This window comes from Bordetella tumbae (genome assembly GCF_054780995.1).
The window spans coordinates 322318-329042 of sequence record NZ_BAAGVG010000024.1 but is presented as its reverse complement, the minus strand read 5'-3'; the positions used below and the strand labels follow the sequence as shown (position 1 = coordinate 329042).

Genomic DNA, 6725 nt, shown 5'->3' with positions numbered 1-6725 from the left:
ACCGCAAACACCATAAACAGCAACGCCCGCTTATGCGGGCGTGTCAATATGGGATGGCCGGACGCTTACGATGCTTGGCAATTGCTCTGAGAAAAAAACAGTGCAAAAGGCTCCCGTGTCGAACGTCACGAGTACTGCCTCTACACATGTTGCCGCTACTGCCCCTATTGTCGATCCGAGGACGGCACACGTCCCGGAGCCAGAGTTTTTTGCTCGACCGTCATCATTGAAGCAACGCGCATCACCTAACGGCACCGTGGTTGGAAGCCTAATGCGAGGGGTTTCAGTGAAAGTGTACGTGCGTCAGGGGGACTGGGGGCGTATTACTCCAGATGGTCAGTCGGAACGCTGGGTATCAATGACGCATCTTTGTTCGGATCGGAATTGTTTGCAGAAAGACGCGCCGAAGAAAAGCTCCGCGCTGCTACAGCAAAGCACGTCGTCATCTCCTCGTATTAATCGCCTCACATCAACGTATTCGGGAGGATGCCCTTGTTCATCCTCTAGCAATTGCTTCGGGCCGAGAGGGGGCAGGTATTGCATCACGTCTGGAGGCAATAAGCGGTATCGATAGGGATTTGGAAATTGCGATTGGCGAATTGTTATTAGAGAAAAAGAACCGAGGGAGTTAGTCCGGCCACGGTGAATTTAATTATGGACTATACATTTCACAGGAGAAGAAAATGTCGACTACCGGAGAGAAGCCTGGAAGAGGGACATACGTTTGTATTAGCTGCGGGCAACGGATTTTTCTTGACGATAACTCTGATGTCTTGCCGCCATGCCCGAAATGTCATGGGACTGAGTTTCGACCTTAATTCATTAAGGGAATGACGCTCGTTCAGTTATCTAATCAAACGGACACTACTCAAAGTGGGCCACTGGCGTCTTGCGGGTGTAAACATCTTTACCAAACTAACAGAGCTGCCGCGCAGGTATCGCCATCTGCTATCAGCCAGGACCGGCAGCACAATAGCAGCCGTTTGGCAGAAACGTGATGCTTTCAGGTTAGGCGGGCGCCATATGTCCATGTCACCTTGCAATGTGTATTGCATTCACATATGCGCGCAAGCTTGCCGCCAAAGAACAGGATTGATTACCTCCCAATCCCCTCCGCGTCGTACTCGCGTCAACTTCGATTTTCCGGAGCGCTGTGCATGAAGGCAGATCTATCTTCACAACTCACTACCGAGACTTATTATTTCAGTCAGCTAGTAGCTGATATCAAGAAAGGCGAAGTCAAGATTCCACAGTTCCAGCGAAAATTCGTTTGGAAGGATGGTCAAGCGCTGGACCTCCTCGACTCAGTGGCGAACGGCTATCCGATTGGAAGTGTTCTTCTCTGGAAGACCAAAGACAAGCTCCACGCCGCACGCGATATTGGAGTCTTTCAACTTCCGAAGACTGATGACCTCACTCCTACCAGCTACGTTCTAGACGGCCAACAACGCCTCACGGTCATATATTCATGCCTGGGGGCGCCGGAGAACGCTGACGGATACAAAGCCGGATACGACCTGAGCGAAGAGACGTTTGTCGAGCTGAAATCTGGGGCCACAAAGCCGGAGATATTTCCCCTGCGGAAACTATTCAACACCACGAGCCTACTGAACTTTCGAACTTCGCTGTTGACACTCCCGAATGCACAGTTGCTTCAGCAGAGACTTGACGAGCTCATTGCAGCTTTTACTCAATATAAGCTGCCTGTAGTAACGCTGAAGGACCTCACAATCGACGAGGTTTGCCCAATCTTCGAGCGAATCAATAGCTCTGGCACAAGGCTATCAACCTACGATCTCATGGTTGCGGCTACCTGGGCGGAAGACTTCGATCTTAACGAGAAAGTCAGTGCGATCCTCGCCTCCGTTGACGCTAAAGGCTACGGAGAGACGGAACGCTCCACGATTCTCAAGTCGGTATCGGCAATCCACCTTGGGGCTATTCAAGACAAGGCGTTGCGTGACCTGCGCAACCTGACGACCGCAGAGATCGACGCACTGGCTTCGAAGACAGAAGCTGCACTACAACACGCCGTCGATGCACTTAGCACCCAGTTCAAGATACACAGTTGGGACTTCTTGTCATACGAGGCTGTACTTATCATCACTACCTACATTTTCCGGGAGACAAAACATCTCTCTGCGGAACAGTCGGCACGGTTACGCCAGTGGTTCTGGCGCGCGTCGTTTGGCGAGAGATACAAGGTCGGGGGAGAGAATTTCGTCTCCAAGGACCTTGAAAACGTCGCGACCTACGTTATTGAAGGCAGGGGTGAAGCTGAACAGTTTGGTTCCGTTCCGCAGCCGGCTGAATGGGGCAAGACACAGTTCAAAAGCAATGTTTCTCGTTCACGCGCGTTCATCTTGGCACTTGCAGCAGCAGGCCCCAAGAACCTCCCAAACGGAATGAATGTGGATGTGCAGCACGCCTTGTCGTCATACAACAAGAAAGAGTACCACCACGTCTATCCGAGAGCCTATCTCAAAGCGATTGGGGAGAGTGAATCTTCCAACGTTCTGGTCAACATTGTCATGTTGACATCTGCTTCTAACAAGACAATTTCGGACAACCCGCCGTCAAAGTACGTGCCGCCGCTGGTTGCATCGTTGGGCGCCAATTGCGATGTGGTCTTCGCGTCGAACCTTCTTCCTGCTCCGTCTAACTTCGACTATGGAAGAGCGACCTACACTGACTTTATAAATGAGCGCGGCAAGATTCTGACGGATCACGTCACCAAGCTCATTATTGGATGAAACGTGACAAAGTGACGCCTAATTCCAGTTTTCACTCATCCGAAATCTGCGATGCAACAGCCGCTGTCAGACCGAATCAAGCATGCGAAATACGAAGAAGTTTGAAACATTATCGTAGCCTGGTGATCTACCTACCAATGCAGGACTCCATTGATCTCAATTTCAAGTGCTGCATGGACTGTCCCAACACGGGTCATCGGGTATCAGTTGAATGGCATGGATGTTGTTATGCAATCATGGCCATCAACCGAGAGGTACGAGCTCGGCAGAGGAGCAATTATGTTGTGATTCGACCGACTTAATCTCCTGCTTAAAGCGCCTTAGGCGCCATTTCGGGGACTATGGAGGTATGTTCGGTTACATTTTCTTTCGTTGCCCGTCTGTGGGAGACGGGTGGACGATATGGAGGCCGTTTGTCGACCATCACTGCCACTGATCTCGAATCTGCTTTAACGGGAAATCCAGAAGCACTTGAAGTTCATCTTACGCTGGTGGAGCGAGACGTCCCCATTGAGGGACATTCAGTCAAGATCCACTGTCACTGTCTTTCGGTGGATGGGAATGGCCGTGTTCAACCGCATCGACTGGCGGAGTTCATGCGGAACGCCGTCGTTGACTATGCGATCCCGCGCTCGAAGCTCGCCGATGCGAAGGCGCGCGACCATAGGTTCAATAGCACCGAGGCAGTCACCGAACTCGTCGAGCGGGCCAAACGCTCATTTACCGATTTAGCGAACACCGGCGAGGGTGGCGAGATGTTGCTGTTCCTACTGACGGAGCGCTTCCTCAAGTTGCCACAAATTCTTTGCAAGATGGATCTCAAGACGGACACGCGAATGCACTATCACGGCGCGGATGGGGTGTATGCCGGGGTGACGCCGGAAGGAGTATTAAAGCTCTACTGGGGTGAATCAAAAATCTACGGGAATGCGAGCGCTGCGATTCGTGCCTGCCTCAATTCCCTCGCCCCCTTCTTGATCGAACTCGAACATGAGGAGGCGGGGCGGGAGCGCGACCTGATACTCCTGAGCGACAAGGCCGACCTTAGTAACCCAGTTCTCACCGATGCGCTCAAGAACTATTTTGACAAGTCGTCGGTCATGTCGAAGCGGGTCCAGTACTGCGGCGTGGCCCTTGTAGGCTTCGACGCATCATTCTACCCAGAAGCCAATGTGAAGGCGGTTGCTGAGGAGATAATCAAGGCATCCCGCACGGAACTTACTGGTTGGCGCAATAGCATTGGAGAACGGCTCAAATTGGAGAATCTTGCCCAGATGGAAATCGAGATGTTCTGTATCCCTCTACCTTCAGCCGAAGGTTTCCGCACCGCGTTCCTCAAGGCGATGGGGATCAAGGAACAATGAGCCTCGCTGACCTCCAATCCTGGCTGCTCCAGGAAGGCGTCCGAGACGATCTCGATGCAATTACACAACTCACAGTACGTAACGAACTAGATAATCTGGCGCCAGATCCGTCCGCACCGTCCGCCACGGCGATTGATTGGCCCAGATTGTTGCTCGCTGGTAGCATTCTGGCGCGATCCGATCGAAGGCACGATCAAGAAGCCGCGCTCCGGATCGCAACCGCTGCAATTTCTCTGGCGAACGGTCAAGCACTCAAAGACGCGGGTGCCGTCCTCTTGGGTAAGCTCTCCAACTTCCGGGCCATCGCGTTAGCCACGAATCGGGGCCTGCTGGCAGCTGACATTGACGGGCGGCTGGGCGTCGCGTTGCGTCTCGAAGCTCAGCGCCGCGAGATGGACCGCTCCATCTTGGTGCAATCGAGTGGTGCTTGGCTACAAGTAAACGATTTTCAGCAACGCTTCTGGAGCAATGCGGGCGGGGAACGCTGGCTCTCGGCATCTGCGCCTACCGCCTCTGGCAAGACGTTTCTCGTGCTTCAGTGGCTGATCGACCAAGTGATTGCGCGTGAGGCGCGGGTGGCCGTCTACCTCGCGCCGACCCGCGCGCTGGTCTCCGAGATAGAAACCAGTCTCAAGAGACTCCTAGGTAATACCGAGGTGATTGAGGTGTCGTCTCTTCCCCTTCCTGATAAGTACAGAGCTGCTCGCGCTGGCGGCGCACGAGTGATTCTCGTATTCACACAGGAACGGTTGCACTTTCTCGCCAACGTCCTCAGTGACGTGCTTTCGATCGATCTGCTCATCGTGGACGAAGCGCACAAGATCGGTGACAACCAGCGGGGCGTGATTTTGCAGGATGCAATAGAGCGGGCTACCCGTGCTAACCCAAAGTTGAAGGCTGTATTTATCAGCCCGGCGACCCAGAACCCGGAAGAGTTACTTACGGATGCCCCTGATGGCGTACAGACCGTCGCCGTCGATAGCGACTCCTCCACTGTCCTTCAGAACCTCATGGTCGCGACCCAGGTGCCACGAAAATCGAAGCTCTGGACGCTTACTCTTCGACACGAGGGGTCAACACTTCCAGTGGGGACTCTTCAGCTCGCGAGCACGCCGGATGGACTCAAGAAGCGTCTTGCATTTATCGCCGCAGCGGTCGGCGAGAGGGGGGGGACGCTCGTTTACACGAATGGCGCCGGAGAGGCGGAAGAGGTCGCCGATCTGATCAGTCAGCTTCTCCCCAAGCTTAGGCCCGTCGATTCGGAGCTCTTAGAACTCGCCGAGCTTGCTCGGAAGGGCGTGCACCAGGACTTTCGGCTTGCACCGTTAGTTGAGCGAGGGGTGGCGTTCCACTACGGCAACATGCCATCGCTGCTCCGGCTGGAGATAGAACGGCTGTTCCGTTTAGGAAAAATTCGCTTCCTTGTATGTACTTCAACTCTGATCGAGGGCGTGAACCTGTCGTGTCGCACAATCGTTGTGCGTGGACCGCGAAAAGGGAAAGGCCATCCGATGGAGCCGCACGACTTCTGGAACCTGGCTGGCCGCGCAGGCCGATGGGGCGATGAGTTCCAAGGAAACATCATCTGTATCGATCCGGAGGACACGCAGGCTTGGCCCAGTGGTGTGCCCAGCCGCGCACGCTATCCCATTAAGCGCGAAAGCGACGCTGTTCTCGACCTTGGCGACGGTATGGCGGACTATCTATCCGAGCGTGGGTTATCGGATATTTCCAGCATTGAGGACACGGATAAATTCGAACAGGTTGGCGCGTATCTGCTCACCACTTTCATGCGGCTTGGCTCTATATCAGCGGCCAGCCTCTCGAAGCGCCATGACGCTGCGTCGATTGCGAAGCTCGATCAGGCTCTAGGTGCCTTGGCAGCGCAGATCGAAATCGACGTTGATCTGGCCGCTCGGCACCCAGGGGTTAGCGCGGTTGGTCTACAGCGCCTTCTTGACGCTTTCCGTTCATATGGCGGTGATGTCGAAAACCTGCTCTTGGCCGAGGTGGCGAGCAATGACAGCTACGACCGGTTCATAACGATTATGGGAAGGATTAACAAGCACATGTTTCTAGCCTTCGCCCCTGATAGCCGTATTAGGCTATATGCGTTGATCGTCGTCAAATGGCTAAAGGGGTATTCGTTGGCTAGGATCATCCGAGATAGCATCGAATGGCACCAAAACACCGGGAGGTCTTTCAAACTCCCGGACTTGATCCGCGGCACGATGGAATTGGTGGAACAGATCGCTCGCTTCAGGGCGCCAAAGTACCTTTCAGCCTATATGGATGTGCTGCACTTGCATCTGCGTGAGATTGGCCGCGAAGATTTAATTGACGACGGTTTGGATATCGGAACGCAGCTTGAGTTCGGTGTTTCGTCGACGACACTTCTCTCGCTCATGGAGCTTGGCCTTTCCCGCATGAGCGCCGTTGTTTTGTACGAGAAGATTGCCCGCGATGACCTCAGCAGAGAGGAATGCGTAGCGTGGATTGCCGAGCGTGTGGGTCAGCTCCAAACAATGGGTGTCCCAGCCATCATCATCCGCGAGGTGCGCGAACGTCTCACGCTGCCTGGCGACATAGCCACGTAATACCACCACTG

Annotated in this window: 5 protein-coding genes; all 5 read left to right on the top strand. The window is 54.0% G+C overall.

The genetic code is table 11. The features are described from left to right. The first annotated feature begins 70 nt into the window (after nt 1-70). The 5 genes from ACYVI2_RS26705 (at nt 71) to ACYVI2_RS26685 (ending at nt 6714) form a co-directional block, all read left to right on the top strand. A complete protein-coding gene (locus tag ACYVI2_RS26705) occupies nt 71-574 on the top strand; it encodes an SH3 domain-containing protein (RefSeq protein WP_415817157.1) in 504 nt (167 codons plus the stop codon). Between the two features lie 109 nt (nt 575-683). Further along, complete coding sequence (locus ACYVI2_RS26700) at nt 684-818, top strand: zinc ribbon-containing protein (protein ID WP_415817159.1); 135 nt, start codon at nt 684-686, stop codon at nt 816-818. Nucleotides 819-1157: 339 nt separating this feature from the next. Continuing rightward, a complete protein-coding gene (locus ACYVI2_RS26695; protein WP_415817161.1) occupies nt 1158-2753 on the top strand; it encodes a GmrSD restriction endonuclease domain-containing protein in 1596 nt (531 codons plus the stop codon). Between the two features lie 413 nt (nt 2754-3166). After that, nucleotides 3167-4117 carry a HamA C-terminal domain-containing protein gene (locus ACYVI2_RS26690; protein WP_415817163.1) on the top strand — a complete coding sequence of 317 codons (951 nt, stop codon included), beginning with the start codon at nt 3167-3169 and terminating at the stop codon, nt 4115-4117. Beyond that, nucleotides 4114-6714, top strand: coding sequence for a DEAD/DEAH box helicase (locus ACYVI2_RS26685; RefSeq protein WP_415817165.1), 2601 nt, complete (start codon nt 4114-4116; stop codon nt 6712-6714). Before ACYVI2_RS26690 ends, ACYVI2_RS26685 begins: the two co-directional genes overlap by 4 nt. Nucleotides 6715-6725: the final 11 nt, after the last annotated feature.

Bases quoted from the DNA above. Each gene is read 5' to 3' on its own strand.
- ACYVI2_RS26705 (WP_415817157.1), top strand. From the start codon at position 71: ATGCTTGGCAATTGCTCTGAGAAAAAAACAGTGCAAAAGGCTCCCGTG.
- ACYVI2_RS26695 (WP_415817161.1), top strand. From the start codon at position 1,158: ATGAAGGCAGATCTATCTTCACAACTCACTACCGAGACTTATTATTTC.
- ACYVI2_RS26685 (WP_415817165.1), top strand. From the start codon at position 4,114: ATGAGCCTCGCTGACCTCCAATCCTGGCTGCTCCAGGAAGGCGTCCGA.
- ACYVI2_RS26700 (WP_415817159.1), top strand. From the start codon at position 684: ATGTCGACTACCGGAGAGAAGCCTGGAAGAGGGACATACGTTTGTATT.